Source organism: Paenibacillus sp. J22R56 (assembly GCF_056269375.1).
Window position 1 is genome coordinate 36566 of record NZ_JBWDNV010000006.1, and the last position, 26250, is coordinate 62815.

Consider the following 26250-nt stretch of genomic DNA (forward strand, 5'->3'; position numbering starts at 1 on the left):
GGCTAGCCCCTTCATTATCTCTTTTGACTTCTATGCATGATTAAGAATAGATCGATTTTGACCGCGATATTTGGTATTTGTATAGTTCGGGAAGCGCCACGCCGATAAGCACGATAATCACACCTATCCACTGCATTCCGCTTACATGTTCGTGGAGTACAATGGAGGACATAAGTACCGCTACCGGTAGTTCCGCCGCCCCGATGATGCCTGCCATATCCCCGCCGATGTGAGGTACGCCAGTTGCAAATAGTACGGATGGAATGAATGCTCCAAAGACGCCTAGCAGTAGGCCGAACACAAGCAGTTGGCTCCAGATCAACCCATTAATAAGGAACATTGGCGGGAACAAAATGCATAGCAGAATTAAGCCGCCAGTTACCATCCAGGCGCTCCGGTATGCAGGATGCGCTGTTGGTACGGCCTTACCATTAAACAGGACGAACAATGAGTAACTAACTGCGGACATCAGACCTAATGCGATACCACGTACATTAATCTCGCCATGCCCTTGCTCCAGGAAGCCTGCTGCAATTAGTGTGCCGCCGAACAGGATCAGCAACGTAAGCAGCATTAATTTATTGGGCCGCTGGCGTTTCATTACCGCCGGAATCAGTACACTAATCCATGTAAATTGGAATAACAGAATAATTGAGAGTGATGCGGGAATATAACGCAGCGATTGATAATATACGAGTCCTGTGATGACCGTTGGTGTGCCCGCAGCCATCAGTAGCAGACATTGCTTCCACGTAAGCTTTTGAAATACCTGAGCAGAAGCAGTTGAACCTTGACTATGGTCTGTTTTGAGTGCCTTGCGCTTTTGTTTGAATTTGGTGAATAATGCAAGTAACCAAGATAGAATAAATCCCGTCATAAGTTGACTTCCGACAACCTCGCCAAGTTGATAGCCCTCTCCGTAAGCCAATACCACAATTGTAGATAATACACCATAGCTCATAGCTCCCATGAGCACGGCAACATAATATTTCATTCCTATAATAACCCCCTGCTTGCAAGAAATACGTCGACATATTTAGCATGTCGTCCACGTTCTAGGTCTCATGACAGCCCACGGACGCAAAAAATCCTAACTCCGTCGCCTTAAACGAGCATTAAGCTCATTCATAGCGTCGTAGTTAGGAAGTAAAGGCTCCCTGTAGAAACCCTCGCCCTGTGTATGTCCTGCGAGGTTATACGATAAGAATATAGAATTTTCGCAACTGATGTTCATGTGACAACGCTACATATATTACATGCCAGGTAAGATCCTGTCAACTTTTAGACCGGCAAATCTGTCTTCCATATCTTCATACCTGGGCTAGATCCCAACCCGCCATCTCCCCTTAAGACCATAAACCCATACTTAATAAAATGGCTCCTGGTCCATGTCCTACCATTGCCTCATTTCACGAAAGCGAGTTTCAATATGAACGGGTTGCGTCTATAATGTTGTTCAAGGTCGAACACAACTTCAAGAAATTAGGAGGTGGTGATGCTGCTGCAGTGCCAAAATGCCGCGATGGGAGGCCGATAACGATGGCAAAATACCGAGCGTTATTAATGTGTCTATTGCTTCTAGCTTTCATGGTTAGCGGATGTTCAAGCGGTTCTTCATCTAAGAGTGAGGTGAAAACGCTTACCCTTTGGTATTGGAACCGGAGTCTGGACGATAACTTAATTAACGAGGTCCAGAAGCAGTTTCCGGGCATTCGCATCAACGCCCAAAAAATCGGGGGCGACTTCAAATCTAAGCTGAAAACGACTCTCGCAGCCGGCAGCGGCGGACCGGATATCGTGGCCTTTAACGACTGGGTCACTGAACTGTTCCCAAGCGCCGACCGCTTCTACAATTTATACGACTTAGGCGCAAAGGACATCGAGAAAGACTACCTCGATTGGAAATGGCAGCTTGGGGTGACGCCGAAGGATGAAATGATCGCCATGCCGATCGATACTGGCCCGACCGCCTTATTTTACCGCGAGGACTTGTTCAAACAAGCAGGACTTCCGACCGACCCCGAAGAGGTTCACCTTATGATGGGCACATGGGAAGATTACTTCGCCGCAGGCGAGAAGCTTCAGAAGGCGTTAGGCGGCAAGGTGAAGCTGCTTGATAATATTGGACAAGTATATAACCAGGTCAATTCGCAGTCGGATAAAGTTTATTTTGATAAAAACGAAAATTTCATTGGTGATGATCCCTCCTCTTCCATGAAGAAGGCGTGGGACTTGGCAGTAAAAGCTTCGGAAATGGACCTTCTCGCTAATGCAGGTACGTTCTCCACCGAGTGGAACGCGGCCATGAACAACGGTAAGATCGCATCCTTCGTTGGTGCCGTGTGGAGTAAACAAATCCTTATGGATGCGGCTCCAGATACGGCAGGCAAGTGGCGCGTCGCAAGAGCTCCAGGCGGAGACGGCAATAACGGCGGCTCTTTCCTAGCCATTATGAAAACAAGTAAATACCCGAAGGAATCCTTCGAGGTGATGAAATGGCTCCTGAATTCCGAGAACCAGGTGACCAGCTTTAAGGATCTCAATCTGTTCCCTTCCGCCTCCAAGGCGCTCGATTCGGATCTTATGAAGATGAAAGAGGAGTTTTTCGGCGGCCAAGCTACTGGTGAGATTTTTACGGAGTCAGCGCGCAACGTGAAGCCTTCCTATTTCGGGACGAAATACTCCAACCTAAACGGAATCGTGAACCGTGAGCTGTCATCGGTTGCTCTTGAAGGGAAAAACTCGGATAAAGCTTGGAAGGATGCGTTATCCAGAGTGAAAAAGGAGCTGCTGCGTTAAATAGTCACACTATTCCGGCAATGGAGGTAGAGACTTATGGGACAACCATTACAGAACCGAACGCAATTCGATCCCGGAAGCTCCATGCAAGTCTCGGAGCGGAAGCGAGGATTAGCATCTGAAATATGGAAGCACCGAAGAGAATACCTGGCCATTTCTCCCTTTTATATCTTGTTTGCCGTCTTCGGCTTATTCCCTATTTTGTTCTCTATGTATCTTTCTTTCCAGAGATGGGACGGCATTGGCGTGATGACCTTTAACGGCATTAACAATTATCAATTCATGGTCACCGATCCCGAATTTTGGAAAGCGGTAAGAAATACGCTCTTGATTTGGATTTATTCAACCATACCGATGCTGTTCTTCGCGCTCATCATCGCGTTTTTGCTGAATGCATCGTTTATTAAGTTCCGCACTTTCTTCCGAATCGGTTTCTTCGTACCGAACGTCACTTCACTCGTTGCGGTTGCTATTGTGTTCAGCACTGTATTCTCCAACAATTATGGCCTGCTGAACTATTTCTTGTCCGTCTTCGGAGTTTCCCCCGTGGAATGGTTGAACAAGACCTGGGGAATCCAGCTGGCGGTGTCCATTATGGTCATCTGGCGCTGGGTCGGATACAATGCCATCATCTATTTGGCGGGACTCCAGAGTATTCCTACCGTCCTGTATGAGGCAGCCAAAATTGACGGAGCCACCGGCATTCAGTCCTTCTTCCGCATTACGATCCCGAATTTAAGGCCGATCATTCTTTTTACCGTCATTACTTCTACCATCGGAGGCATGCAGATCTTCACCGAATCGCAGGTGCTCGTCGGCAACGACGGCGGCGTCAGCGGCGGTGGTCTGACCATCGTTCTCTACCTGTACCGAGAGGCATTCGTGAACAATTACTTCGGCTACGGTTCCGCTGTCGGCTGGGGCATGTTCATATTGATTGCTCTTTTCTCGCTCTTTAACTGGCTGGTGGTTCAGGGCGGCGGTGCCAAAGATGAATAAACGGGGTGATACGCATGGTTAAGAGGAAGTCTGCCATCCTGCTCTATATCGGACTGATTATCGGACTTGTTATTTCCATCTTTCCTTTTTACTGGCTTGCCGTCATGGCCACGCGTACGACGGCGGAAATTTACAGCTTCCCGCCAAAGTTTTGGTTCGGGACGCATCTTATTAGCAATGTGACGCGGGTGTTCGATAACGTCGATTTCTTCGGCGCGTTTCTCAACTCGTTGTTTGTGGCATCCTGCAGCACCTTGCTGGTCTTGTTCTTCGATTCCCTGGCTGGCTTTACGTTCGCAAAATTCAAGTTTCCGGGCAAAAAGTGGTTGTTTGTCCTGCTGCTCGCCACAATGATGGCGCCGTCTCAGCTTTCGCTCGTTCCTTCCTTCGTCATCATGGCGAAGTTCGGATGGGTAGGCTCCTTCAAGGCGCTGATCATTCCTGGCATGGCCAATGCATTCGGCATTTTCTGGATTCGCCAATACGCGCAGGAATCCGTTCCATCCGAGCTGCTGGATGCCGGACGTATCGATGGCTGCAGCTTCTTCCGGCTCTACTGGAATGTCGCCATCCCTATCCTTCGTCCAGCGTTGTCTTTCCTAGGAGCATTTACTTTCATCGGTTCTTGGAACGATTATCTCTGGCCATTGATTATCCTGAACGATGAAAGCAAATTTACGCTGCAGGTGGCGCTCTCGTCCCTGAACGGTATTTATGTGACCGATTATGCAATGGTTGTTGCGGGCACAATGCTTGCGGTTATTCCGCTCATCATACTGTTCTTGTTCGTCAGCAAGCAGTTTATTTCTGATATTGCTGCCGGCGCAATAAAAAGCTGAACATGGCTGTAAAACCAATTCTAATGCTTAAGAAATCCAGGTCTCCTATCAAGACGCCTGGATTTCTTTTTTGTTTATTTATTTTTCATTTTATCAAGTGTCTCCAGGTAAAGCACTTGAAGAAACTTCTTAATATTGACTTTGCGCTTCTCCTGCGGGCATTTCTCGTCGATTTCTCGCATTTTGAGTCGCACGTCCTCGAAGTCGAAATAAAGCGGCGCGTAATGCTCGAACTTCGGGTGGCTGTAGTCCGTAAGCCCAATGCTCGCCAAGTTGGATAAAGCCGTGATGACGGTCCGTCGAACACGCTGCTCAACCGCCTTACCCTCCTTCTCCATATCGCCGCTTTCCGGCTTGCTTGCCCGTGCTCCGATATCATACAGTACTTTCAGTGGTGGGAAGCCTCCGCCTTGATGCCGCCCAATCAGCTGATCGATCATCTCGATGATGTCATGGCTTCCACTCTCCCCGATAATGCCCATGTCCATTAAGATCATCCGAATGATTTCCTTGGCATCGTGTTTCTTCCGTACGCCTGCGGGCTCCGAACTCAGGTCATCCAGCTTCGCGATCGATTGTTTGATTTCCTTCAGATAACGGGCCATTCGCCATTGCTCGCTTACTTTGCCAAGCACGGCTTTGACCTCCACCCGGTTAATCGGCTTCTGAATATAAAATTCAATGCCTGCTTGATATGCTTTACTGATCATTGTTTTGTTCTCGATCTGGGAAATCATTACATACTTGCCCTCGTACCCTTCCTGTTTCAGCCGCGTGATCGTTTCGATTCCGTCCTGATCCGGCATCAATAGATCGATGAGCACGACATCGGGATTCTCGTCCAGTACAAGCCGCTTCCCTTCAATGCCGCCCGCCGCCATTCCGATAACCTCGCCTACGCCGCCTTTCTCGATAATCGTCTGCAGCATCCGCCTGCTTACCACATCGTCATCCACAATACAGAACGATAGCATTATGCCTACACTCCCTTCTTCAACTTAACAGTCGGAAAAGCCGCGGCGAACGTGGTTTCAGCGTCCCGCCCCGGTTCAGTCAGGAGGAGTCTGCCCGTGAATGAGCCGACGATATCGCGAACATGCGAAAGGCCAATGCCGGTTGCTGCGACGCCTTCCTGATTGAATTTGGTTGTAAACCCGGGCTCGAACACCATATCTATATCCTGTTCGGCGATCCCCGTCCCCGTATCACTGACAATAAAAAAGGTTTCACCTTCGCGTTCTCGTACATTGATGTGTATCACTCCGTGACGCTCGATCGCTTCAACTGAGTTGGCTGCCAGGTTATTAAGCACGGTGATAAGCGGGATGTAGTGTGCGGTCGAGTAATCGATATCGACGTCTTTCACGATTCGCACCTCTTTTTTGAGCATTTGACTGTATTCGCCATTCGATTTCTCCACAAGCTCGACGATCTCCGACAAGGTCATTTCCGGGGCGCTCTCCAGGTCGACAAGCTTCATCAGTCCCGCCAGGATGCGCTGCGAATCCTTCTTCACCTCGTGTATCTGCTGAGTAATCCCGAGAACGGACCTGCCATAGTCATGAAGCCCGTCCTTGTTCAATTGACCGTAAAGATCGTGGCTCTTGGCGGTAATCTGTTCGATTACATCCATCGATTTGCGCAAATAGAAGACCTCGCCATAGAGCCCACTGCCTACGTTGATCATTTGTTCGATCCGTTTCTGCTGTTCGGCATGAACGCTACGCATTTGGTTCACGGCGATGCTGCTGTAGATTCCCGTCGTAAAATAACTGCGCACCACGGCGATAACCGAAATCAGAAACCATTGATTGGGTTGAAAATACGGAAGTCCGAAAGTGGCGCTGCGCATCAGCAGCTCCGCTTCATTGGAGACAACGTCGATTAGCGACACACATGCGCCAAGAATAAGTGGATTTAATTGATGTAATCTGCGTTGAATAAGGGCCATTCCAGCCCCAAAGATGAGGTAATAAAGCATGGCGGAGAAGTGTGTCTTCACACTGTCAATAAGATAGAACGTGCCTGCCTCGGCGGCTCCGTCGAGCGATACCCGAAACAGCAGCACCGTTACGCCTACGGCGATCCCCGTCCGCCAATAAGGCAGATGGCTCATCAACAGAAGCAGGAACAGAAAAGCGCTGCTGCCAAGACCTATACGAAAAACCTCACCGATAAACGGGTTGATCTTGAATTCCCCAGCAACGGCTACGACAATTGCGACGATGGTCATTTGCATGCTTTCGGATTTGGACCAATTTTGTATGGCTATAGGAATGACTCCTATCGGGATTCTAAGTCATTAGAAGATACTTAGCCCCATTTATTTTCCAGGCGCCTTGCCGCAAGCGACAGCGCGTAATTGACCACGAAATACAAGACGGCAACTAGTGCAAGAATTGGAAGAGTATACTTGAAATCTTGCGCGATGACGATCTTTGAATTGTGCATCAGCTCAGGGAGCGAGATGACTATGGCGAGTGACGTGTCCTTGAGCAGGGAAATGAACTGGCTTACAATCGGCGGCACCATGCGCCTTAGTCCCTGCGGGAGCACGATATGCCACACCGTCTGCATATAAGTGAGGCCCGACGAACGGGCTGCTTCGACCTGACCTTTTGGGATGGAGCTTAGTCCGCTGCGTACGATTTCCGAGATCATAGCGGCTTCGAATACCGCCAGACCAACGATGGCAGAGCTCATAACCCCTAGCTTGAGTCCGACGTCCGGCATCGCGAAGTAGGTGAAAAACAAGATCAGCAGCAGCGGCAAATTACGGATAAACTCGACGAGCACGCCGAGAATCTGGGATACGACAGGAATTCTCATATAACGCAGTGTTCCGGTGACGCTGCCCAGCACGAAGCTTAACACGATCGCGACAAAAGCAATCCAGAGCGTAATGCCAAAGCCTTTCATGATGAAGATGAGATTATGGTAAGAGAAAGCGCCAGCAATGTCCATCCGCCGATCCTCCTAAAAGTTATTTGCGAATTTTGCGCTTCGCGGCATTTCTATTGATTAACTATCCGTTCTTGGCCAACTTTCGTTCGAGCTGCAGCGCCGCGAAGCTTAAAGGAAGGGTTAGAACGAGATACAACGCAGCGACGAAGATATACGTGTCGAAGGTTGCGTACGTCTTGCTGGCCACCTGATCGCCATAATACATCAGGTCGAATCCGGCGAAGACGCCGAGAATCGACGAATTTTTCACGAGGTTGATGAATTGGTTGCTGAGCGGCGGAATGACGATTTTAATCGCCTGCGGAAGTACGACATGGCGCATCGTCTGCATGTACGTTAATCCAGACGCTCTGGCTGCTTCCGTCTGTCCGGACGGAACGCTCATGATGCCCGCCCGGATTGCTTCTGCAACGAAGGAAGCGGTATATACCATCAGCCCAACAGTGCCGCAGATGAATCCGCTTAACGTCACGCCAAGCGAAGGCAAGCCGTAATAAAACACAAAAACGACCAGCAGCAGCGGTATATTCCGAACGAACTCGACGTAAGCCGTTCCGACCCATCGGAGCGGCTTGACGGACGAAATACGGAATACGGCGATAATCGTCCCAAGAGCGAAGCTGCCGAGTAAAGCAATAACGCTCGCCCAGATCGTGTTGCCAAACCCTTTCATATAGATTCCGAAATGATCCGTAAAAATCGATATGTCCAGCATGCTATCCCCTCCTGTTATTCCCGATATGCAGAAGATGGGTGGCGATTGGCCACCCATCCTGTTACTTGCAGACCTCTATTCCCCGGACGGGGCTTTGCCAATCCATTTCTCGTAAATCTTGTCGTATTCGCCATTGTCATGCAGCTTCTTCAATGCTTCGTTGACACTGTTCAGAAGATCGGTAGCACCCTTCTTAATCGCGATTCCGTACGGCTCGTCGGTGAATGGCTCCCCGACAACCTCGTAGTTCGGGTCCTGAACGGCCATACCGTACAAAATCGCGTTGTCAGTTGTCAACGTATCTCCCTGACCAGCTTTGAGTGCGCTAAACGCGTCCTGGTAGTTGTCGAATTCCAGGACGTTTACGTCTGGCACCTTCGCTTTAATGTTGTCGACCGAGGTTGAGCCTTTCACGGCCAATACCTTCGTACCTTTCTTGATGTCGTCGATGCTCTTAATCGGACTTCCCTTCTTCACCAGAAGAGACTGGCCTGCCTTGAAGTACACATCGGAGAAATCGACTTCTTTCTTGCGCTCTTCCGTAATCGTCATCGTGGCGACGATCATATCGATATCGTTGTTATTCAACATTGGAATGCGCGTTTTGGAAGTCACTTCCTTAAGCTCGACCTTGGTCTCGTCGCCGAGAATTTCCTTGGCGAGCGCCTTGGCAATGTCGACGTCGAAGCCTTCAACGTTGCCACTCGCCGGATCCTTCAAGCCGAACAGCTTTGTGTCGTATTTGACGCCGACAACAAGCTTTCCTCGACTCTTAATGTCGCCAAGCGCCGACGCCGCTTCAGACGGCGTATCCCCGTTTGCACTGCCGTTTGCTCCGTTGTTCGAACCTTCTTCTTTGTTGCCGCATCCGGTTAATAAGACCGTTGCAAGAAATGTAAGTATTATACCAAGCGTCATCCAACTTCTTTTTTTCATCGCTTAAAACCCCTCTCCATTATGGAATTGCATGGTTTTGGTAAGATGGTTCGATCGCATGCATGCCTCTAATGGCGCAGTACGCGATTAAGAAACAGACGCGCCCTATCTTCTCGAGGCTGCTCGAAGAATTCCTCCGGTGGAGAGATTTCGACGATTTGCCCTTTGTCCATAAAGACGACGCGGTCCGCCACTTCCCGCGCGAAACCCATCTCGTGCGTAACGACGACCATCGTCATCCCTTCGTGCACCAAGGCCTTCATGACGTCCAGCACTTCGCCAACCATTTCCGGATCGAGCGCTGAGGTTGGCTCGTCAAAGAGCATGATCTTCGGCTTCATGGCCAGCGCCCTGGCGATTGCCACGCGCTGTTGTTGTCCGCCGGACAGCTGCGAAGGAAATGCACCAGCCTTATCAACGATGCCAACTTTGTCCAAATACATCCTGGCTGTATCCGCCGCTTGCGGCTTCGGGACGCCAAGCGCCTTCATTGGAGCGAGCGTAATATTGTCGATCACTTTCATATGGGGATAGAGATTAAAGTGCTGAAACACCATGCCGATTTCTCGCCGCAGCTTATTGATATCGGCTTTCTTATCGGTGACATCGACTTCATTAACAATCAGACTGCCGCTCGTAATCGCCTCCAGCCGGTTGATGCAGCGGAGGAGAGTGCTCTTCCCCGAGCCGGAAGGCCCGACCACAACGACGACTTCACCTTGCGCGATTTGAAGATCGATGCCTTTAAGTACATGAAAATCGCCATAATGCTTCTCCACTTGCTGAAATTCAATCATCGCAATCCCCCTTTCCCTTTTCTTACTCCTGTTTATTGGACAGATTATGTTATGTTAGATCACATACTGTGTAGACAACTATAACGGAAACCTACGCAATCCTAACGAATCCGACATCAAACATAGGATTTTTTTATCAACGAGTGCGATTTTTTCTTAATAAAAACGTCAAAAAGCCCCCATTGCTGAGGGCTTCTTATACGAACTGATACTATACTCTCTTTTTATAGGCTCTCATTGCAAACAGATAAGCCACAAGCATAATGCCGACGCACCATGCAAGCGCGATCCAGATGTCATTACCCACCGGTTGACCCGACAGCAATGCGCGGATGGTTTCTACAATAGAGGTTACTGGCTGGTTTTCAGCAAAGACGCGAACGGCGGTAGGCATCGAATCGGTTGGCACAAATGCGGAACTGATAAATGGCAGGAAGATTAGAGGGTAGGAAAAGGCGCTCGCGCCATCGACCGTTTTTGCGGTAAGTCCAGCTATTGCTGCGACCCATGTTAAGGAAAGTGTAAATAGAGCAAGTATTCCAGCTACAGCAAGCCATGGAAGGACTCCAGCAGTCGAACGAAAACCCATGAGGAGCGCTACGAGGATGATGACGAGAACCGATATGGCGTTAGAGACTAGCGAAGTCAATACATGCCCCCAAAGCAAAGCGGAACGTGAAATCGGCATCGTTTGAAAACGTTCGAAGATGCCCTTTTGCACATCCATAAACAAACGGAAAGCCGTGTAGGATATTCCGCTGGCGATAGCCATAAGGAGTATGCCGGGCAATAGGTAATTCACATAACTATCCGTACCGGTTTCAATCGCACCACCTAACACATAAACAAACAGCAGCATCATTGCGATTGGCGTGATGGTTACCGTGATGATCGTATCCATACTTCTCATAATGTGACGCATGGAACGTCCTAGCATGACGCTAATATCGATAAAGAAATGCTTCTTTACTATTTCTGTTTCCATTTATATGGCCTCCTTTTTGCCGACGATTGCAAGGAAGATCTCCTCTAATGAAAGCTGCTTCTCCACATACTCTACTTTAGTCGTCGGAAACATCTTCTTAAGCTCCTGGAGTGTTCCGCTTGCGATAATTCTGCCTTCGTGCAAAATGGCAATCCGGTCAGCAAGCTGCTCAGCTTCCTCCAAATATTGTGTAGTAAGAAGTACTGTCGTTCCGCCATCGGCAAGTTCCTTGACGATCTTCCATACCTCGATCCGAGCCTCGGGATCAAGCCCGGTGGTTGGCTCATCTAGAAAAATAATCTGTGGTTTTCCAACAATGCTTAAAGCAATGTCGAGTCTGCGGCGCATCCCACCGGAGTAAGTAGACACTCTGCGGTCTGCTGCCTCAGTCAGGCCGAAGCGTTGTAACATATCGTCTGCAACCTGACGTGGGTTTTTGAGGTATCTCAGCTTGGCGATCATGATCAGATTTTCGCGTCCAGTCAAAATTTCATCCACGGCGGCAAATTGCCCAGTCAGACTAATCGTCTGCCGCACTTGATCAGGTTTGGATGCGACATCGAATCCGTTGACGGCGGCGGTTCCACCATCCGACTGGAGCAGCGTCGTGAGGATTCTGACAACCGTTGTCTTGCCTGCGCCATTGGAGCCAAGCAGGGCGAAGATCTCACTTCGCTTCACTTCAAAATCGACACCTTTTAGGACTTCTGTGTCCTTGAAAGACTTTCGCAGACCTCTTACTTCAATCGTATTTTTCAACCCGATCTCCCCCCTTTTACTTTTTTTTATCCGTAACCTTTTTAATGGACTTGTTAACTGCATCGTCAATAGATTCCTGATACATGTCGGCATAAGTTTTTGAATCTTTAATGAGATCATCGCAGAAAACAGCTACGTCATGGCCCGTCACTTCGAGCACGCCTTTCCCCAAGGCCGCACCTTCTTCGAAAAGATCGACAATCCCCGAGAGTAAGCCCATCCCTTCGGTTAGCTCTACAGGGCCAACCTTAAAGAAATATTTTTGAATCTCTTTATAAACAAACTGATAATCTTGCGGCAGCGCTTTGACACGCGCCACATGTGCTCGCCACTCTTTTTTGCCTTTGATCATGTCTTGTATACTCATCGTTTCATCCTCCTAAAAAGAATTATTACCTAATAAGCCGGACATCGGCTAATCGTGATGATTCTTGCATCGTAAGCATTAACTAAAAAGAATTATTACCTAATAAGCCTGACATCGGCTTAACGTGATGATTCTTGCATCGTAAGCATTAGCTATAAAGAATTTATTTGCCTAATTTTTTAGCGATATTATTGTTTAGTTGCTCACGCCACTTGTCGCGATAAGACTTTACCCCTTCTTCGCCGGCCAGCGCTGAACAGAAGCCTTTGATATCATCACCCAAAACCTCCTGGACACTCTGACCGTCTGCTGCCGTTTCTTCGAGCAGGCCAAGCACACCGTCAAGAATTGGCATGAGGTTACGACCGGTGAAATCCGAGTGATGCCAAAGATTAGCATTAATTTTCCCCCATGCCGCCTGATAATCAGCAGGCAGCTTTTTGACTCGCGATTCAAAGCTTTTAAATTCTTTAGTCATGTCGCTGCCGGTGATTTTCTCCCAAAAATTCATTATTTTCTCTCCTTTAACTCGTTAATTTTTGATGATACAAACTCAAATTTTTCCCAGAACCGTTGCAGCTCCTCGCGCCCAGCATCGTTGATCGCGAAAAACTTTCGTGGCGGTCCAATATCGGAGGGCTTCTTGGTGATCTCCACCAACTTGTTTTTTTCAAGCCGGATCAGAATAGTGTACACCGTCCCCTCCACAACATCTGTGAAACCAAGTGCGTTCAGTTGCCGCGTGATTTCATAGCCGTAGGTTTCTTTGCGGCTTATAATTTCAAGGACACAGCCCTCAAGCACGCCTTTGAGCATTTCTGTTAGGTTTTCCAGAGCAATCACTCCTTGCTATTCTGTACGACTGGTATGCAGTATTACTTACTACAGCTATAAAGTAACACGTAGTAGAGGCGTTGTCAATGGTGATTGCTCTTGCATCATAAATAAAAAATGCCGCAAAAATCGCGGCATTTACTAAATTCTTGTCTAGTTTAGAGATCCTAATGTTCGTTTACGTATTATATATATTTTCACATTCTTTTACGGTTGGTTGATAAAAACAGTGCTTCTTCCAGCGTCCAACGAACGGTTGATTATACCAAGTTGGCGGACATGGTCCGGGATTATCAAACGAACCTGGACGGAAATACCATAGCGAGTACTCGCCTGGCCAATTCCGCTCGCCATTCACAGCCCGTTGCGCTAGACGGCGTTCCCTCTCTCTTGAGCTTTGATAGTACATACCATGTTGCAGTGCTTCGAACGCATGCGGCTGTTCGATCATTTGCGGAATGGTCCGGATATTTTTAAAATCGGAGCAATTCCCTCTTATACGATTAATGCCAACATTGCCAACAAGGAGCATGCCCATTTCGCCTTCAGTCTCAGCTTCAGCACGGAGCAACCTTGCCAACATATCAATATCCTGACTCCTGGATTTAACGACTGCCATTGGCTCACCTCTTTAGATTTCTAGACTCATCATATTGTAGGTGAGGCGGATGTGTTACTTAACGGTGTGTACATCTCCAAAAGAGGAAGCCGAGTCTATTGGAAAGACTCGGCTTCGCCCTAGTACGAATCAATCATGTCAAGCACCTGCAGCGTTCTAACGAGTACGGTTGCCGCTTGCGCACGTGTCGTAATTCCTTGAGGGCTAAAGACGGTGTTACTTGTGCCATTCATCAGCCCCAATCTGACGACGAGATTGATGTCCGATAGATATTTAATATTTATTCTGTCAATATCCTTGAAGTTATCCAAACTTATGGCTCTCTGTACTATCCACTCCGGTTTTTCCAGGGCAATAACAGCAGCTAGCATGCTTGCCATTTCCTCACGGGTAATCGGTTGATTCGGCCTGAAGCTGCTGCTGCTCACAAAATCAAGCAATCCAAGCACTTTAGCTTCTGCAATAACATCGAAATACCAATAGCTGGTATTCACATCATTGTATGGCTTCATGCCGCTTGTTGCCGTTCCTCTTCCAAGTGCCCGAACGAGCATGGCGGTAAATTCCGCTCTTGTGACAGATTGTTCAGGAGCGTACCTGTATCCGCCAACCCCTTCGACAAGTCCCTTCGCAGCTGCAAGCTCGATATACGGCCGCCCCCAATGCCGGTAGACATCGGAGAATACGACATCATTCTGTGCCACGACATAGACACTGTTCGTATTGGAGCGGATCGTCACATACCAAATGCCGTTAATCTGCGTCTTGGTCGCAGCGACGAACTCGAAATTGTTCTCGGATTCGTTATAACGGAATGCCCCCCAATACTCCGGCATACTCTTCATGCTTGCTGGCATTGGAATAATTCGTGTCATCGCTTGACTGAATTCATCAGCTGTTCCAATCGTTTTCCCTGTCTTCGTCTCCACAACCTCAACGTTGAAGTCAACAATTGAACCTAATACCCAGCCTTCCGGCAAGTTGCTGGCAAAAGCCTGTTTAATGCTTCGGTCTGCCGACTTGTCAGACAGCATAATCCTAAAGCTGATTTCACTGCTATTAACATTATTACGGTTAAGCATACTGTTCAGATCCGGAACAAGCGAGGCCAGCTTTACAGGAATATTATAGGTGCCATAAGGTGCCTTAATCTCGAAATAAAAGGCGCTATTCCTGCTGGTGATCTCGGACAGGATACTTGCCGGGATACTGACGTAAGCTTTGCCGTCCCTTGAATTGGTCTCAATGGTATAAAACTTTTTGCCGGTATTAATAATGGATGGATCAAGTGTCGTACCATTGTTGTTAATGACAGGCTTAACAACAGGTGGATTTGGAGCTGATGTTCTACTTACCGTAATGGTATACGTTTTTGCAGTTCCATTCTCGGCAGTTACAACGATAGATATTGTATTGCTGCCTACATTTAGTTGCAGGCTGCCTGATTCTTTACCGCTTGTCACCTCAGTGCCGTTCACCTTCACGGTTGCTTTGGAATCTGCAACGACTGGTGTTACTTTTATATTGCTGTAGCTGTAAGAAACACTAGAGCTGTATTTTACGGTGCCGGATGCAAAGGCCGGACTTAGACTCCCTATTGATAAGCGTAGGCCGCTAAGGTCGGCGTTGCTCGACTGAGTTGACCGGGTAACTGTAATCGTATAGGACTTGGTGCTGCCGTTCTCCGCAATAACAACGATCGGAATCTCGTTGCTTCCAACTTTCAGATTGATAGCGCCGGATGCCGTTCCGCTTACTGCTGATTTTCCATTCACCGTCACCTTTGCCGCTCCATCTGCAACTGTAGGAGTAACCGTTATCCTGTCGACGTATTTATCTACACTCGCTGTGTAGCTTGTTGTCCCAGCTGCAAATGCTGGACTAAGCGAGCCGTTCGATAGACGAAGAGCGCTCAAATTAGCATTACTGGATAGTGGTGCCGCTCGTGTAACGATGATCGTGTACGATTTGGTGCTGCCGCTCTCCGCGATCACAACAACAGGAATAGTGTTATTTCCTATCTCCAGATTGATAGCGCCGGATGCAGAACCACTTGTTACGGATTTTCCATCCACCGTTACCTTTGCAGCTGCATCCACAACAGTAGGCGTAACCGTTATACTGTTGACACTATTGCCCACAATTGCCGTATAGCGCGTCGTTCCCCCTGCAAAAACCGGACTAAGCGTACCGCTCGACAGGCTAAGGTGACTCAGATCGGTATTAAAACCATCATCACGAGTCACCGTTACCGTATACGTTTGGGTAGAGCTGTCTTTGGCAGTGACAACAATGGTGATCGGATTGCTGCCCGGCTTCAAATTTATTGGCGCTGAATCCGTTCCATTCGCAACCGCTGTATCATTTACTTTCACGACAGATGTGCTGTCTGCCAGTGTTGGTTTTATGGTTATGCTGTTCACACTATAAGCGACATGAGCCGTATAGGTTGTAGTTCCAGCAGTAAAGACTGGACTTAGCGTACCCGCTGACAGACTTAATCCATTCAACTCCGCTTGAACACCCTGTACCCGTCTGACTCTCAAACTTCCGTCAAGGATATAGAGATTTCCTGAATGATCCCTAATGACATCAAGCGGATTACTTAATCGGGCAGAACCAGCAGGTCCTCCATCACCTGAGAAACCAGGCGTTCCAATGCCGGCCACTGTACTGATTGTTCCGGAAGCATCTACTTTGCGTATGGCATTGCTTTCTGTATCGGCGATATACAGATTGCCGTCACTTCCTACCGAGATGTTCTTAGGATGTGATACATTTGCTGATGTCGCTGATCCTCCATCACCGGAATAGCCCGACTTTCCGGTGCCAACCACTGTATTAATCGTTCCAGAGCTGTCAACTTTACGGATTCTAGAATTTCCTGTATCTGCGATAAATACGTTACCGTTGCTATCTACGGCGACTCCGGTTGGACCTCTTAATTGTGCCGCTGTGGCCGGACCGCCATCACCAGAATATCCCCTGTTCCCTTTCCCTGCTATGATCGTCTTCGTTTCTGACTTATCAACCTTATACACCTTGTTAGCTGCGGAATCGGCAATGAATAAATTGCCCGCATCATCCACCGCAACATCGACCGGACGATTCAAGTCTTTTACTACTGTACTGATCTGGCCGTCCGTATTTACCTTGCGTATGGTTGACGTATACGCATCTGCGATATACAGATTCCCGCTCTTGTCAACCGCCAGCCCGCTTGGGCGTGCTAATGCCGCTGATGTCGCAGGCCCCGTATAAGTCGTATTTACTCTTCCTCTCTCTCCACTGCCTGCGTAAGTCGTGATTTTTCCACTGGAATCAATCTTGCGTACCCTATAATTATAAGTATCTGCGATGTATACATTGCCATGATCATCTGCTGCTATTCCATTAGGATTGTAAAAACTTGCCGCCGTTGCAGCTCCTCCATCACCAGAGAAACCGGATTTCCCAGTGCCGGCAATCGTTGAGATTTCCCTTGGATGCGCAGCCGCATAAGCAGCATCCGATCTATACAGTGGAATCAAACCGATTGCCAGTAAAACAGCCAAAAATGTAGCCATCCATCGTTTGGTACTCGTCGCCAAACATTACCACCTCCTGAAATTTGTGAAAACAAATCATCGAAAGGTCAGGTGCTAACTAAACACTTGAAGTGTTCACTCTAGACGAATCAGCATCCTCACAAGTTGCACCTCCTTCTTGAATATATAGAAAATATTGTTAGCGCCTTTTCGACAAAATGCAAACAGCCATCCCCCCATTAAAGATGATGGGGAGATGGCTTATATTCTTTGCTCAACTGATTCGACGTTTATTTAAAATACGCTGTCCGCAACATAATAAATTTTCTGCGAGTCTTTCTTATTTACTGTATCTGTAACGATATTAAAATACACGTTACCGTCCTTCGTTTGGACTCCTTCAATTTCATGGGTGCCTACATTCGTTATTTTCACGAGGGTTTTGTATGCGCCTGTGTTCGACAGCAATGCAATCTGCGGTGTTTCGCCTTCCGCGCCACCCGAGGTGTAGATTTCCGTACTGCCCAGCATATCAAAGCCCTGGAAAGAATTGTTTGGTCTGACGATAGCGCTGCCCGACTGGGTAATACTCGCAACATTTGCGTTTACCGCTGCCGAGCTGTCCATTCTCACCTGTTCGTTGGCGTCGAGAAGCTTGTTTAAGGCAACCGTGTCATAGATGGACCAGGTCACGCTTCCTTCAACGGTTTGTACCCGAAAAATCGTGTAATCGCTGTTGCCCCCGCCATCGACACGGTAAGTTTCGCCAAGACTCGTACCGGTCTCATCCGCGTAATTCATATAGGTGAACCGATGAAGATCCGTATAATCGTAAGTCGCGCCAGCCGAGTATTGAAGTCTCGCTACCTGTAACGACCAGTTATTTGTTGTAGAAGGATCTGCTTTCGAACTGAAATAAAAGTAATTAATTCCATTATAAGTGTACATATCGAGCGTTTGTCCATGGCCTGCATTGGTAATGGTCATTTCGTCAACGTAAGTAGCGTTTGTTCCGTTCATGAGCAATCTGGACAGATAGACCGTTCCTCCTGACCGCTGAGTGACATAAAGATACGTGGATGCGATATAGGCTTTCTGGACGGCCAGATTGTGATTGAGTCCCTTGAGATTGTAGGCGAGCGTTGCCGATGCGTTTACTGTTTTACCGGGAGTTGCCGCGAAAGCGGGCAAGACGTTCATGCCGAAGATAAGAACTGCAAGACTGACTGAAGTAAATAGTTTCAATTTCTTTTTCATAAGTATCTTAACACTAAGCATTCGAATACCTCCATTACTATATTTTACAAGTATTTGAGCACTACCTGATTATCAAATAATCGGTTATCGATTTGAATAGTCTGCAAGAATCATAAAATGTTAATGTTATTTAAACGTTTGCGCTCACGATTAAACTTGTGTTTAAGTTTCATTTAAGGTGTGGGTTGTTTAATTAAGAAATCTTTTAACAGCTGAGGGGGTACTCCAATTGAATAATGGCGGTTCTGTTGGAAAACGTCCGCTGCTTCCAGAGCTTGGTCTTCTGCGAGGTTTGGCGATATTAGGTGTTTTATCTGTACACTCGACATCGTTTGCTACAGTGGACATGGTCCAATCCCACTATTATTTCATCTACAATTTTTTCAATATTTTTATGAAATACGGGACACCAACTTTTATTTTTCTAAGCAGCTTTGTATTATTTTACAATTACAGTGAGCGGCCGATTGACCGGTCTTTAGTGGTCTCCTTTTACCGTAAAAGACTGCTGTATATTCTACTTCCGTATTTGCTGTTTTCGATTTTTTATTTCACGCTGCAGCAAGTTGCCTATTATCCGGATCGCACGCTGGGGGAAACGATCTATACATTTACGGAACAGCTCTTGACTGGAAAAGCGTACACCCATTTGTATTTTGTCTTTATTAATATGCAATTTTACATTTTGTTTCCTATTGTCTTGTGGTCCATTAAAAAATGGCCGATCCTTGTCAAATGGGTTGTTCCAGTTGGACTCGCCGTTCAATGGGGGTTTGTATTACTGAATAAATACCAATTCCAGGTGCCGAATAAAGGAAGCTGGTGCTTCTCGTATTTTTCCTATTTTATGCTAGGGGTATTCCTTGGCGTCTATTATCCAAAGCTGAAAAACTGGCTTACAATCAACCGGGCTACCATGAGTGCGGGCCGTCTTACAGGATGGTCGCTGCTCTGGCTCATATGGCTCACCGCTGGTATTTCACATGTGTATATCTGGTATCAAACAAGAGCAAACGGCGTTTCGTACAACTCCTTGCTTTATGAATTGCTATGGAATGTACACACTTATGCTTGTGCGTTAGCGCTCCTTCAGCTTTCGGGATTGCTTTATCGAGCCGCTCCCCGTTTGCTAGTCAAGCCGCTTGCCAGCATTGGTAATGTGTCGTTTGGCATCTACTTGATCCATCCGTTCTTCCTGTTTGTGTACCGCCGTTACCCACTGCATTCAGGCAACTCCCTTCTGCTTCATTTCTGGTACGCCGGTGGGCTTGTGACGGCTCTTGTGTGCTCATGGATTGTTGTGAAGTTCGTACTTCGGTATCTGCCTTTTGCTTGGATGATCTTTGGTCAAAAGCCAAACCATATTAGGAAAGCTTCTCATACAGCTTTCATCAGGCAAGAATCTATATAGCCTAAATAAATCGAAAAGTGCCGTTTTGACAAGTTGTCAAACGGCACTTTTTGTCGGTTACAGCACATCATCACTTTTTCTGCTACGCTTGGATTCCCGCATTTTGCGCCATACGGTTACAAGAATAATACATCCTGAGAGTATACTGTTCATCCAGATCGATAAAATAGTCACCACATATTGACCACTGCCTGGCTGGACAGCAGTAAGGGATAAGAAAGAAAGCAGCAGCAGGACTATCGACATCGAGAGAACGATCTTAGAAAGTGCTCTGAAATCACCCATCAAACGTGTTTGATGGCGCTAATGTCAGCCATCTTACGCTGCCAGAGCTCATGCGCCTCCTCCGCATAATGACAAGCGGTTAGCTCTGAGCCTACTAAACGGAGCTGGGGTTCTTCCGAGGTACACCGGGCTGAGGCCATTGGGCAGCGCGGGTGAAAACGGCAGCCGGACGGCGGTTTAGCCACGTTCGGCATCTCCAGGCTGCGCAGCGGCAGCTCCGTCATCGCCCTGGCGATTTCGGGATCTGGTGTCGGAACAGCTGACAGCAGTGCCTGCAGGTAAGGATGCTTCGGCTGACTGAGGACATCATTGACTCCGCCTAGCTCCATCACGCGTCCAAGGTACATGACGGCCATTCGTCCTCTGCCAGCGATATAGCGGGCTGTAGCCAGATCATGCGTAATATAAATGATGGCGATGTCTAGCTTGCGATTCAATTCCGCCATCAAGTTAAGGATCGAGATGCGCAGCGACACGTCGATCATGGAGACTGGCTCGTCAGCCACAATGATCTTCGGATTTAACGAGATGGCACGTGCCATAAGAATTCGCTGACGTTGTCCGCCTGACAGCTGATGCGGATATTTATCAAGGAACCGTTCCGGTGGTGTCAGGCCAACAGTCTGCAGCAACTCGATAACCCGCGCCTTGGCTGCTTTGCGGCCACGGACGATTTTGCGCTGCAGAATGGGAGCGGACAGCGACTGGTAAATGGTCCGCATCGGGTTAAGCGCGGCGTAGGAATCCTGCTGTACCATCTGAACCTCGCCGCGGAACTGGTTTGCTTTGTCACGGCTAAGTTTCGGCACCTCTTCCCCTTTGTACAGCAACTTTCCTGATGATGGCTTTTGCAGACCCGTGATGATGTTGCCGAGCGTCGTTTTGCCGCATCCGCTCTCGCCAACCAAAGCAATAATCTCGCCGGGGTGGATATCCAGGTTGACATCGACCACTGCGCCAACTTTCTGGCCGGAACCAAACATGCTCTGGCCCCGTTCGAAATACATGCTTACGTGATCAAGCCGCATGAGCACCTCGGAACTCGTCGTTCTGGCGGCTCCTTGCGTCCGTTGTCTGAGCTCTGCTTCATAATCTAAATTTCTAGCATTCATGAGGTACGCACCTCCGCTACAGACTCGGGATTCGGGTATAAATGGCAAGCGACTTCATGCCCAGCAGGCGTATACACTTTAATTGGATTATGCTTCCTGCACTTATCATGCGCATAATCACATCGCGGGTGAAAAGGACATCCCGGCGGCATGTCGAGCAGATCCGGAGGGGATCCGGGTATTCCCTTTCGTTCCGAAACATCTTCATACAGGCTGGGAACGGCTTTCATGAGCTTCGCGGTATAGGGATGCTTCGGCCGCTTGAACATATCGAAGACATCGCCGGCTTCAACGACGTTGCCGGCATACATGACTCCAACCCGGTCGGCCGTTTTGGCTACGACGCCGATATCGTGGGTCAAGAGCAGCATAGTGATATTCATTTCTTTGTGGATTTTTTTCAAAATATCGAAAATATAAGCCTGTGTAATGACATCCAGCGCAGTCGTTGGCTCATCAAGAATAACGAGCTTGGGATCAAGCAGCAGGCTGAAGGCAATCATGACCCGCTGTTTCATACCGCCCGATAGCTCATGAGGGAACGAATTCAGCACTCTGTCTGGATCAAGCCGGACATAATCGAGCAGATTCCTCGCTCTTTCTGTCATTTGTTTCTCTGTATACGGTTTGGATCGGGCATGGGCATGGAACGTCTCCATGATCTGTTCCTTGATGCGCACGACGGGATTAAGCGCATTTTGCGCTGCCTGAAACACCATCGATACCTGCTCCCATTTATACGTCTGCAGCTCTTTTTTTCCGAGGTTCATCACATCACGGCCATCAAACGTTATCGATCCTCCCGACACACGTCCGGGAACCGTAATCGCGCGCATTATGGCGGATGCCATCGTAGATTTTCCGCTGCCGCTTTCCCCGACCAGCGCGGTAATCTTCCCCTTGGGGATGACAAAATCTGCTTCATTGACGGCCCGCAGCAGTCCTGAGCGGACAGGGAATTCGATCGTAAGCCCTTTCACCTCTACCAATGGTTCAATAATGTTCCCCTCCTTCATCGTCAGCCTTTACGATCTCAGTCTCGGATTAAGCGCCTCTTCCAGCCCGTTGCTGAAAAAGATGCATGCCATTTGGAACAGACCCAGGCACATAATCGGAGAGATCAGATAAATATAGCCTTTTGGGTTAAAGATGCCGCCTGTGTTCTGAACAGCAAGCTGGATCATCATCCCCCAGTTTGTTGGGGAATATGGGGCGAGACCAAGCATCATTAAACCAACGCTGGCAACGATAGCTCCTTGGGCCGCCATTATAAAATTAATCGCCAGGTATGGCGTCAGGTTCGGAAGAATTTCCCGAAACAGAATATAAGGCGTTTTGAGACCCATGATTCTGCAGGCTATAATAAACTCGCGATTTTTCAGAGACAGCAGCTGCGAACGGATTGCTCTGGCGAGCGGCGCCCAGGACCAAGCCGCCAGTATAAAGGAGAACATAACCGGATTTTTGATCTGCACGAGCGCGGCCACGATCATCAGCACAGGAAAGCTTGGGACCGTCAGGAACAGATTGGTGATAAACATCAGCACCGTGTCGGTCTTCCCTCCGGCAAAGCCCGACAGCGCTCCGATTACGAAACCAAGTACTAGTGTAAACAAAGCGGCGATTAATCCAATCGACAGCACGTCCCGCGAACCGTATACCAGCTGCAGGAACGTATCCCTGCCGCCGTAGTCAGTACCCAGCCAGTGGGCAAAGGACGGACTCATGTATCGGCCTTCGAAGTTGACCGTCATGTCCAGCGCCTTCATCATCGGTCCGAAGATGGCCATAAAGATAAATAATGCCAATATGATCAAACCTGAGAACGCTTTCTTATTGCGATACATCGTCTGCCAGAATTCGATAAAGCCTTGACTCATCCGTCACCCCTCCTCCAGCTTAACGCGCGGATCCAGCTTGGCGTAGATAAGGTCCGAGGCCAGATTGGCCAGAATGACCGCTAAACTGGTCACGAGCAGCAAGCCTTGCATCAAAGTATAATCTCGCTGCTGTGTTGCCTGCCCGATGTAATATCCCATACCGGGATAACTGAACACATTTTCGATCAGCGGGGATCCGCCAAGCATAAACCCGAAGCTGACAGCCAGTGTCGTAATAAGCGGCAGCATGGCGTTGCGCTTTACATAACGGTTCATAAGCGTCCGTTCGGACACCCCGCGGATACTGGCTGCGATGATATAATCCTCACCCAGCACGTTGACCGCACTTCCCTTCATCGTCAGCGCCCATGTGCCGATCGTCGTAATGACATAGGTTAGTATCGGCAGCGCGCCGTGATAGAGCACGTTAAGAATGAATGGAAAGTTGAAGCCTGGGTCCACGATCGGGTCATACGCCCCGTTAACCGGAAACCAGCCGAACTGGAAAGAAAAGATGACAAGCAACAGGATGCCAACGATGAAGTTGGGTACGGAAGACGTCAGAATCGCATAGATCGAAATGATCGGATCTAGAATGGTCTTACGCTTGAACGCCATCATGGCACCTAGATTAATACCGATCAGGAAGCTGATGATGAGTGACACGCTGAGCACGAACAGCGTCCATGGCAGTGCATTAGCGATAATTTCGTTCACCGAGACGTTCTGATAAATCATGGACATGCCCAGATTGCCATGCATCAGTCCTCCCAAGTACCTTCCCAGCTGAGCTAAGATCGGCTCTTTCGGATTATAGTTGATCATAGCTGTGATCTGTCGGTAAGCTTCGTCGAGGCTCATCCCTCGCTGAGTGGCATAATCCCTTGCCCACGTATCAATCGCGCTGCCTGGCGTCATCCTCAGCAGGAAAAACGTAAGCAGCATCGCGAGGAAGACCGTAATTAGGGATACGGCAATTCTTTTCAAAACCCCTTTCAGGCTCATTCCGGTCACCTCCAAGTGTTTATCCAGCTCGTACAGCCGTTATCGCGGCCAATATTCTTCCGGCATATAAGACGAGTTAAATCCGTGGTTCAAGTGTGTAATGGCAAGCTGTTCAACCGGATCAGTCGCAAGCGGCATATCCCGGTTATATTGAACGATCTGTTCCATCATTGGGAAATCCCCTGACATCATCTTGGTGTTTATCCAAGCGCCTGTAGCATTTTGGAAGAAGTTTACACCCCAGCAGTTTTCGTTGGCGATCCAGGCTAGGTTATCAATAATTTGGCGACGTTCCTGTTCATCCTGAACATAAGGGAACCGTTTCATTTCCTTATCGATATCGTATATCTTGCCGTCGACGCCCGGAAGCTTCAGATCAAGCTTGCCCGTATCGATTTCGTTCCCGTTCTCGTCCTTCTTCTTGATGTTAGAGAAGCCGACCTTTGTTTTAGTACCTTGCCAGAACAGTACTCGCATTGAGCTCCACGGATTCTGGAAGCCCCATGAGATGTCTACCCAGTCCATGGACATGTCGTATTGTCCTTTATCGGCGTTCGCAAAATAGATGGTACTGTCGACTGCTTTCAGCTTGGTCGGAATGCCGAACTTGGTGAACTGCTCGGCGGCGATCTGCGCTGAGTTCACTCCAGGCGCCCAGTTGTTCGGCGCACCAATGATGAAGGATGGCACCTTGCCGTCCGGATCACGCCACTCTCCATCGGAACCTTTCTTCCATCCGATTTCCTTCAGCAACTCGGCCGCCTTTTCCAGGTTTGTCGTGTAATCGGTCATCTGATCAAGCACGGAAGCGTCGATTTCTTTGTCGAGTGAAGAAGGCATGACGCCTGTCATCGAAATTTTCGGATATTCCTTTCCGTAATAGTTGCCGATTTCCCGCAGCTTTGACTTATCCATCACATAGGTCATCGCTTGCCGGAATTTCACGTTGTCAAACGGTTTGTTACGGATGTTGTACATTAGTCCCACACTCGCCGGATCATACATTCGGTAGTGCAGCAGATTCTTGTTCTGTTTCAGCAGTGATTCCAAAATGTCCTTAGGTGGCGTACCGTCATACCAGTCCAGTTTTCCAGCTTTTACGAGCGCGTATTGGGCCGACAGCTCCGGCACGTTTTTGATCCAGATCTTATCGAAATGAACCGCATCCGGCCTCCAGTAATCTTCGAATTTATCGATCAGCATATCGGTGGTAGTCACTTTTTCGAACTTATACGGTCCGGTGCCTACTGGTATCGCCGGGCCTGAACGGGTGAACTCATTCCAGTTCAGAGCAATTTTTTTACTAAGCTCCTCTGTAATATCAAGGTTGAAGGGTCCGTCCTTGGATTTGTCTGTAAGCGGTTTCGCTTCTTGCAGCAAAGCGTCAGCCTTATCCACGTATTTCTTGTAGATGTGATAAGGAATTTGGCCTTGAAGGTCTTGGGCGAGAAGCAGCTTTCTCAATTCTGGATACGGTGCAGGGTTCATCCAGTGAAAAACGATGGTATAATCGTCCGGAGTATCAATTGAGGTCAAATACTTCGTCACCTCAGCCCCGTTGTTTAGCCGGTAATACCCCCACACATCCTTGCTCGTAAAAGGTTCTCCGTCATGCCATTTTACGTTTCGCTGCAGATGTACGGTTGTCGTAAGATCAGTATCCTCGGAGGATTCCGCTAGACGGTTGTACACATTGTTCATCGACCGGATAAAGTAGAATAGTCCTTCATACATGTAGCGGTTGTTGGTATCCCCGATTCCTCCGGAACCAAACGGATTACCTTGATACAGCGGGGGTTTAGGCCATCCGCCTAAAACGTGGAAAATTTTGTCCTTATTGTACTTGATCTGCGCATCTGGTATCAGTTGCTGCATATCCTGCACATCTCCGGCGCTCAGCCGGTCCACCAGGCCGGGAGTTGAGGTGCCGCAGCCTGAGACGAGCATAACGGCTCCTAGCACAGTGCTTATACAAAGACCTGATATTCTTCTGCGTCTACTCAAGAGGTTCATGCAGTTCCTCCCGTCTAGGGTATCTTCTCCGGACAATGAATCGCTTCCGGAGTATTCCCTATTATAGCGAACGATTCCAGAACCAAGTTCATAAAAACGCTTTCAAACACTTCTGAAAGCGGATGGAATCGTTTCCTATTCGACGGT

At 48.3% G+C, this 26250-nt stretch carries 25 protein-coding genes and 1 riboswitch; of the genes, 4 read left to right on the forward strand and 21 right to left on the reverse strand.

Going from position 1 to position 26250, the window contains the following annotated elements; translation table 11 throughout:
- Positions 1-40 precede the first annotated feature (40 nt).
- Positions 41-994, reverse strand: coding sequence for an EamA family transporter (locus AC0YNT_RS15145; RefSeq protein WP_475805360.1), 954 nt, complete (start codon positions 992-994; stop codon positions 41-43).
- Between the two features lie 122 nt (positions 995-1116).
- Positions 1117-1221: riboswitch (purine riboswitch) on the reverse strand.
- Between the two features lie 318 nt (positions 1222-1539).
- Here AC0YNT_RS15145 and AC0YNT_RS15150 point away from each other — a divergent pair.
- The 3 genes from AC0YNT_RS15150 to AC0YNT_RS15160 are packed head-to-tail and all read left to right on the forward strand — an operon-like array spanning position 1540 to position 4637.
- Entirely contained in the window at positions 1540-2799 is a 1260-nt protein-coding gene (locus AC0YNT_RS15150; protein WP_475805361.1) for an ABC transporter substrate-binding protein, read from the forward strand.
- 36 nt (positions 2800-2835) lie between these two features.
- Positions 2836-3798 carry a carbohydrate ABC transporter permease gene (locus tag AC0YNT_RS15155; RefSeq protein ID WP_415639917.1) on the forward strand — a complete coding sequence of 321 codons (963 nt, stop codon included), beginning with the start codon at positions 2836-2838 and terminating at the stop codon, positions 3796-3798.
- 14 nt (positions 3799-3812) lie between these two features.
- Complete coding sequence (locus AC0YNT_RS15160) at positions 3813-4637, forward strand: carbohydrate ABC transporter permease (protein ID WP_441888582.1); 825 nt, start codon at positions 3813-3815, stop codon at positions 4635-4637.
- A 74-nt stretch (positions 4638-4711) separates the two neighbouring features.
- Here the strand turns inward: AC0YNT_RS15160 and AC0YNT_RS15165 are convergent, their stop codons facing one another.
- The 14 genes from AC0YNT_RS15165 to AC0YNT_RS15230 all read right to left on the reverse strand — a co-directional run bounded on the left by AC0YNT_RS15165 (position 4712) and on the right by AC0YNT_RS15230 (position 18397).
- Positions 4712-5611 (reverse strand): response regulator, encoded by a 900-nt coding sequence (locus AC0YNT_RS15165; RefSeq protein WP_475805362.1) that lies wholly within the window; start codon positions 5609-5611, stop codon positions 4712-4714.
- A 5-nt stretch (positions 5612-5616) separates the two neighbouring features.
- The gene (locus AC0YNT_RS15170; RefSeq protein ID WP_475805363.1) at positions 5617-6870 is read right to left on the reverse strand and encodes an ATP-binding protein; all 1254 of its coding nucleotides are present in this window, start codon (positions 6868-6870) and stop codon (positions 5617-5619) included.
- Between the two features lie 80 nt (positions 6871-6950).
- Positions 6951-7601, reverse strand: a complete 651-nt coding sequence (locus tag AC0YNT_RS15175; RefSeq protein WP_475805364.1) for an amino acid ABC transporter permease — start codon at positions 7599-7601, stop codon at positions 6951-6953.
- 61 nt (positions 7602-7662) lie between these two features.
- The gene (locus tag AC0YNT_RS15180; RefSeq protein WP_475805365.1) at positions 7663-8316 is read right to left on the reverse strand and encodes an amino acid ABC transporter permease; all 654 of its coding nucleotides are present in this window, start codon (positions 8314-8316) and stop codon (positions 7663-7665) included.
- Between the two features lie 75 nt (positions 8317-8391).
- Positions 8392-9252, reverse strand: a complete 861-nt coding sequence (locus AC0YNT_RS15185) for a transporter substrate-binding domain-containing protein (protein WP_475805366.1) — start codon at positions 9250-9252, stop codon at positions 8392-8394.
- 68 nt (positions 9253-9320) lie between these two features.
- Complete coding sequence (locus tag AC0YNT_RS15190; RefSeq protein ID WP_475805367.1) at positions 9321-10049, reverse strand: amino acid ABC transporter ATP-binding protein; 729 nt, start codon at positions 10047-10049, stop codon at positions 9321-9323.
- A 211-nt stretch (positions 10050-10260) separates the two neighbouring features.
- Positions 10261-11034 (reverse strand): ABC transporter permease, encoded by a 774-nt coding sequence (locus AC0YNT_RS15195; RefSeq protein ID WP_475805368.1) that lies wholly within the window; start codon positions 11032-11034, stop codon positions 10261-10263.
- A complete protein-coding gene (locus tag AC0YNT_RS15200; RefSeq protein ID WP_475805369.1) occupies positions 11035-11793 on the reverse strand; it encodes an ABC transporter ATP-binding protein in 759 nt (252 codons plus the stop codon).
- Positions 11794-11809: 16 nt separating this feature from the next.
- On the reverse strand, positions 11810-12160 hold the full coding sequence (locus AC0YNT_RS15205; RefSeq protein ID WP_475805370.1) for a DUF1048 domain-containing protein: 351 nt from the start codon (positions 12158-12160) through the stop codon (positions 11810-11812).
- Between the two features lie 163 nt (positions 12161-12323).
- On the reverse strand, positions 12324-12671 hold the full coding sequence (locus tag AC0YNT_RS15210) for a DUF1048 domain-containing protein (protein WP_475805371.1): 348 nt from the start codon (positions 12669-12671) through the stop codon (positions 12324-12326).
- On the reverse strand, positions 12671-12976 hold the full coding sequence (locus tag AC0YNT_RS15215; protein ID WP_475805712.1) for a PadR family transcriptional regulator: 306 nt from the start codon (positions 12974-12976) through the stop codon (positions 12671-12673). The genes AC0YNT_RS15210 and AC0YNT_RS15215 overlap by 1 nt, the downstream gene beginning before the upstream one ends.
- A 196-nt stretch (positions 12977-13172) precedes the next feature.
- Entirely contained in the window at positions 13173-13613 is a 441-nt protein-coding gene (locus tag AC0YNT_RS15220; RefSeq protein ID WP_475805372.1) for a cell wall hydrolase, read from the reverse strand.
- 119 nt (positions 13614-13732) lie between these two features.
- On the reverse strand, positions 13733-17203 hold the full coding sequence (locus AC0YNT_RS15225; RefSeq protein WP_475805373.1) for a cadherin-like beta sandwich domain-containing protein: 3471 nt from the start codon (positions 17201-17203) through the stop codon (positions 13733-13735).
- 231 nt (positions 17204-17434) lie between these two features.
- Positions 17435-18397, reverse strand: a complete 963-nt coding sequence (locus tag AC0YNT_RS15230) for a phage baseplate protein (protein WP_475805713.1) — start codon at positions 18395-18397, stop codon at positions 17435-17437.
- Between the two features lie 229 nt (positions 18398-18626).
- Here AC0YNT_RS15230 and AC0YNT_RS15235 point away from each other — a divergent pair, with 229 nt between their 5' ends.
- Complete coding sequence (locus tag AC0YNT_RS15235) at positions 18627-19808, forward strand: acyltransferase (RefSeq protein WP_475805374.1); 1182 nt, start codon at positions 18627-18629, stop codon at positions 19806-19808.
- 57 nt (positions 19809-19865) lie between these two features.
- Here AC0YNT_RS15235 and AC0YNT_RS15240 read toward each other — a convergent pair whose 3' ends face one another.
- The 6 genes from AC0YNT_RS15240 to AC0YNT_RS15265 are packed head-to-tail and all read right to left on the reverse strand — an operon-like array spanning position 19866 to position 26103.
- Positions 19866-20054 carry a hypothetical protein gene (locus tag AC0YNT_RS15240; RefSeq protein ID WP_475805375.1) on the reverse strand — a complete coding sequence of 63 codons (189 nt, stop codon included), beginning with the start codon at positions 20052-20054 and terminating at the stop codon, positions 19866-19868.
- A 38-nt stretch (positions 20055-20092) separates the two neighbouring features.
- Positions 20093-21205, reverse strand: a complete 1113-nt coding sequence (locus tag AC0YNT_RS15245; protein ID WP_475805376.1) for an ABC transporter ATP-binding protein — start codon at positions 21203-21205, stop codon at positions 20093-20095.
- Entirely contained in the window at positions 21202-22221 is a 1020-nt protein-coding gene (locus AC0YNT_RS15250) for an ABC transporter ATP-binding protein (protein ID WP_475805377.1), read from the reverse strand. The genes AC0YNT_RS15245 and AC0YNT_RS15250 overlap by 4 nt, the downstream gene beginning before the upstream one ends.
- 9 nt (positions 22222-22230) lie before the next feature.
- Positions 22231-23085: an ABC transporter permease gene (locus tag AC0YNT_RS15255; RefSeq protein WP_167275955.1), complete on the reverse strand. Its 855-nt coding sequence runs from the start codon at positions 23083-23085 to the stop codon at positions 22231-22233.
- 3 nt (positions 23086-23088) lie between these two features.
- Positions 23089-24090 (reverse strand): ABC transporter permease, encoded by a 1002-nt coding sequence (locus AC0YNT_RS15260; RefSeq protein ID WP_475805378.1) that lies wholly within the window; start codon positions 24088-24090, stop codon positions 23089-23091.
- Positions 24091-24129: 39 nt separating this feature from the next.
- Positions 24130-26103 (reverse strand): ABC transporter substrate-binding protein, encoded by a 1974-nt coding sequence (locus tag AC0YNT_RS15265; protein ID WP_475805379.1) that lies wholly within the window; start codon positions 26101-26103, stop codon positions 24130-24132.
- Positions 26104-26250: the final 147 nt, after the last annotated feature.

Excerpts from the sequence above, each read along its gene's own strand:
- AC0YNT_RS15165 (WP_475805362.1), bottom strand. The coding sequence starts at position 5,611 with ATGCTATCGTTCTGTATTGTGGATGACGATGTGGTAAGCAGGCGGATG.
- AC0YNT_RS15240 (WP_475805375.1), bottom strand. The coding sequence starts at position 20,054 with ATGTCGATAGTCCTGCTGCTGCTTTCTTTCTTATCCCTTACTGCTGTC.
- AC0YNT_RS15250 (WP_475805377.1), bottom strand. The coding sequence starts at position 22,221 with ATGAAGGAGGGGAACATTATTGAACCATTGGTAGAGGTGAAAGGGCTT.
- AC0YNT_RS15160 (WP_441888582.1), top strand. The coding sequence starts at position 3,813 with ATGGTTAAGAGGAAGTCTGCCATCCTGCTCTATATCGGACTGATTATC.
- AC0YNT_RS15195 (WP_475805368.1), bottom strand. The coding sequence starts at position 11,034 with ATGGAAACAGAAATAGTAAAGAAGCATTTCTTTATCGATATTAGCGTC.
- AC0YNT_RS15155 (WP_415639917.1), top strand. The coding sequence starts at position 2,836 with ATGGGACAACCATTACAGAACCGAACGCAATTCGATCCCGGAAGCTCC.
- AC0YNT_RS15210 (WP_475805371.1), bottom strand. The coding sequence starts at position 12,671 with ATGAATTTTTGGGAGAAAATCACCGGCAGCGACATGACTAAAGAATTT.
- AC0YNT_RS15230 (WP_475805713.1), bottom strand. The coding sequence starts at position 18,397 with ATGAAAAAGAAATTGAAACTATTTACTTCAGTCAGTCTTGCAGTTCTT.
- AC0YNT_RS15205 (WP_475805370.1), bottom strand. The coding sequence starts at position 12,160 with ATGAGTATACAAGACATGATCAAAGGCAAAAAAGAGTGGCGAGCACAT.
- AC0YNT_RS15175 (WP_475805364.1), bottom strand. The coding sequence starts at position 7,601 with ATGGACATTGCTGGCGCTTTCTCTTACCATAATCTCATCTTCATCATG.
- AC0YNT_RS15265 (WP_475805379.1), bottom strand. The coding sequence starts at position 26,103 with ATGAACCTCTTGAGTAGACGCAGAAGAATATCAGGTCTTTGTATAAGC.
- AC0YNT_RS15260 (WP_475805378.1), bottom strand. The coding sequence starts at position 24,090 with ATGAGCCTGAAAGGGGTTTTGAAAAGAATTGCCGTATCCCTAATTACG.
- AC0YNT_RS15220 (WP_475805372.1), bottom strand. The coding sequence starts at position 13,613 with ATGGCAGTCGTTAAATCCAGGAGTCAGGATATTGATATGTTGGCAAGG.
- AC0YNT_RS15245 (WP_475805376.1), bottom strand. The coding sequence starts at position 21,205 with ATGAATGCTAGAAATTTAGATTATGAAGCAGAGCTCAGACAACGGACG.
- AC0YNT_RS15170 (WP_475805363.1), bottom strand. The coding sequence starts at position 6,870 with ATGACCATCGTCGCAATTGTCGTAGCCGTTGCTGGGGAATTCAAGATC.
- AC0YNT_RS15255 (WP_167275955.1), bottom strand. The coding sequence starts at position 23,085 with ATGAGTCAAGGCTTTATCGAATTCTGGCAGACGATGTATCGCAATAAG.
- AC0YNT_RS15190 (WP_475805367.1), bottom strand. The coding sequence starts at position 10,049 with ATGATTGAATTTCAGCAAGTGGAGAAGCATTATGGCGATTTTCATGTA.
- AC0YNT_RS15185 (WP_475805366.1), bottom strand. The coding sequence starts at position 9,252 with ATGAAAAAAAGAAGTTGGATGACGCTTGGTATAATACTTACATTTCTT.
- AC0YNT_RS15215 (WP_475805712.1), bottom strand. The coding sequence starts at position 12,976 with ATGCTCAAAGGCGTGCTTGAGGGCTGTGTCCTTGAAATTATAAGCCGC.
- AC0YNT_RS15145 (WP_475805360.1), bottom strand. The coding sequence starts at position 994 with ATGAAATATTATGTTGCCGTGCTCATGGGAGCTATGAGCTATGGTGTA.
- AC0YNT_RS15150 (WP_475805361.1), top strand. The coding sequence starts at position 1,540 with ATGGCAAAATACCGAGCGTTATTAATGTGTCTATTGCTTCTAGCTTTC.
- AC0YNT_RS15180 (WP_475805365.1), bottom strand. The coding sequence starts at position 8,316 with ATGCTGGACATATCGATTTTTACGGATCATTTCGGAATCTATATGAAA.